This is a genomic window from Bacillus sp. GbtcB14 (assembly GCF_019091205.1).
GTDB lineage: Bacteria > Bacillota > Bacilli > Bacillales > Bacillaceae_G > Bacillus_A > Bacillus_A cereus_AG.
Genome location: NZ_JAGXJT010000039.1, coordinates 1 through 2,472 on the forward strand (window position 1 = coordinate 1; position 2,472 = coordinate 2,472).

Genomic DNA, 2,472 nt, shown 5'->3' on the forward strand with positions numbered 1-2,472 from the left:
CCGAACACGGAAGTTAAGCTCTCTAGCGCCGATGGTAGTTGGGACCTTGTCCCTGTGAGAGTAGGACGTCGCCAAGCGATCTTAAGACGAGTCAGAATGACTCGTCTTTTTTGTGTTTTAAACTTCTTATTAGCCTCAAGTAAGTAATCCTTATTCTTTTGATCCCCTCATATTCATTTTCCTTCATTATTTTTAATGTGTAGTTTAAGATTTTGTATTTTATTTTTTGTAGAAGCGATCTGTCGGTATGTTAAAATAGTGCAGTTGTTTTTTTGAGTACTTGAATATAAGAAGATTTAATTTTGAAAAAGGAGATAATATGAAAAAGATAGGTGTAATTACTATAGTAGTTTTAGTCCTTCTAGCAATTGCTTATATGTTAGTCGGTAATTATTTTTATAATTATGCATTGAATGCAAAACAAGAGAAAGAATTTTTAGAGGATAATCCTCATTTAGTGGAAACTGTGAATGCATCCGGAGGTGTGTTGGCTACAAATGAAGAAAAGGATGCGAACTTTGTCTCAAATCATAAACCTAATACATTGAACATAAATTCTTTCGATAAGTTGAAATTAACAGGTTATGAATATATCAATGAAAAATCTAGCCATAAATGGGCAATTGTAGTTCATGGATATGATAGTAGGGCGTCGAAAATGACGAAATATATCCGGAATTTTTATGAACAAGGCTATAATGTCATAGCACCAGATCTTCGTGGGCACGGAAATAGTGAAGGCGATTATATAGGGATGGGCTGGCACGATCGTAAAGATATTTTGATTTGGATTCAACAAATTGTAAAGAAAGACCCTAATGCTGAAATAGCACTCTTTGGTGTTTCAATGGGAGGAGCAACTGTAATGATGACTTCAGGTGAAGATTTACCTTCTAACGTTAAAGTTATTATTGAGGATTGTGGATACTCAACTGTTATTGATGAATTTACGTATCAACTAAAAGATTTATTCCACTTGCCGAAGTTTCCTGTTATGAATGCAGCAAATACAGTTACAAAATTAAGAGCAGGATATGATTTAGAAGAGGCTTCAGCCATTAAGCAAGTTGCGAAAAGTAAAACACCTATGCTATTTATTCATGGGGATGCTGATACATTCGTTCCTTATGAAATGTTAGATGAAGTATATAATGCTGCAAAAGTAGAAAAAGAGAAATTAATTGTTCCAGGTGCTGGACATGGAGAAGCTGAGAAGATAGATTCGAATAAATATTGGAATACCGTATGGAAGTTCGTGGGAAGATACATTCCAGCGTAATTAGATTGTTTTAGATTTGTATATACGATAATCAGAAGGAAATGTTTTTATACTTTTGATTATCGTTTTTTCTATTTAAAAACTTATTTTAGTTTGTAGTATATAAGGTTTGAAGCATAAATTTTTGAATTCCTTATTGCCAATGCTACAATAATTGAAAACTACATGTTAATGAGGTGTTTCTATGAAAATTGAAGTATGGTCAGATTTTGTATGCCCATTTTGCTACATTGGGAAACGTAGATTAGAAATGGCTTTAGAGCAATTTCCACATAAGAAAGATGTTGAAGTTGAGTTTAAAAGTTTTGAATTAGACCAAAATGCTCCAATCTATTCTGGAACAAGTATTAATGAAGTACTTGCATCAAAGTATGGAATTAGTATTGAAGAAGCTAAGCGTAATAATGTACAACTAGGAAATCATGCAGCTAGTATGGGTTTAAGTTTTAATTTTGATGAAATGAAGCCGACGAACACTTTTGATGCGCATCGTCTTGCAAAGTTTGCAAAGGATCAAGGGAAAGAAAAAGAGATTACGGAAAATCTACTTTTTGCATATTTCACTGAATCGAGAAATTTAAGTGATATGGATACGCTGGCTACTATCGCTGAAGCTTCAGGTTTAGATAAGCAAGAAGCTTTACGTGTTGTTCATGATAAAAATGCATATGCAAATGATGTTAGAATTGATGAAGCGATTGCTCAGCAATATCAAATTTCAGGAGTGCCTTATTTTATTATTAATCAAAAGTATGCTATTTCAGGTGCGCAACCACTTGAAACTTTTGTTGGTGCACTTCAGCAAGTGTGGGAAGAAGAGAATCCTGCATCTAAGTTACAAGAGCTTTCTTCAGAAGGTGCAAGCGATATGTCTTGTACGGATGAAAGTTGTTCGGTACCTTCAAAAGAACAATAGTTTTTATGATGGAATAGCAACCCATATAGTGTTTTATGGGTTGCTTATATATTCTTATAGAAGAGGTATATAAATTAATAACGTAAATAGGATTTATAAAAAATGAAGTTTTTTATAAAAACGTATTGACGATTGTAGGTTAGAGGTGTAATATAGAACAAGTCGCCGATGCAATAACGCAGAACGCGGCAAACGAAATAAAAAACTTAGTTGACATTAACTAACGAAGATGTTAACATAAGGAAGTCGCAAATGAGCGACCAAGTAGTTCTTTGAA

At 33.6% G+C, this 2,472-nt stretch carries 2 protein-coding genes and 1 rRNA gene; all 3 read left to right on the forward strand.

The genetic code is table 11. The annotated features are described in order from the left end of the window. Positions 1–77 (forward strand): 5S ribosomal RNA (rrf, locus tag KVT31_RS31085); the annotation flags it as partial. Positions 78–319: 242 nt separating this feature from the next. Then, a complete protein-coding gene (locus KVT31_RS29200) occupies positions 320–1,279 on the forward strand; it encodes an alpha/beta hydrolase (protein ID WP_217613691.1) in 960 nt (319 codons plus the stop codon). Positions 1,280–1,463: 184 nt separating this feature from the next. Beyond that, a complete protein-coding gene (locus tag KVT31_RS29205; protein ID WP_217613692.1) occupies positions 1,464–2,195 on the forward strand; it encodes a DsbA family oxidoreductase in 732 nt (243 codons plus the stop codon). The last annotated feature ends 277 nt before the right edge of the window (positions 2,196–2,472 follow it).

What these genes read in the sequence shown, in the direction of transcription:
- KVT31_RS29200 (WP_217613691.1), top strand. Translation starts at nt 320, where the DNA reads ATGAAAAAGATAGGTGTAATTACTATAGTAGTTTTAGTCCTTCTAGCA.
- KVT31_RS29205 (WP_217613692.1), top strand. Translation starts at nt 1,464, where the DNA reads ATGAAAATTGAAGTATGGTCAGATTTTGTATGCCCATTTTGCTACATT.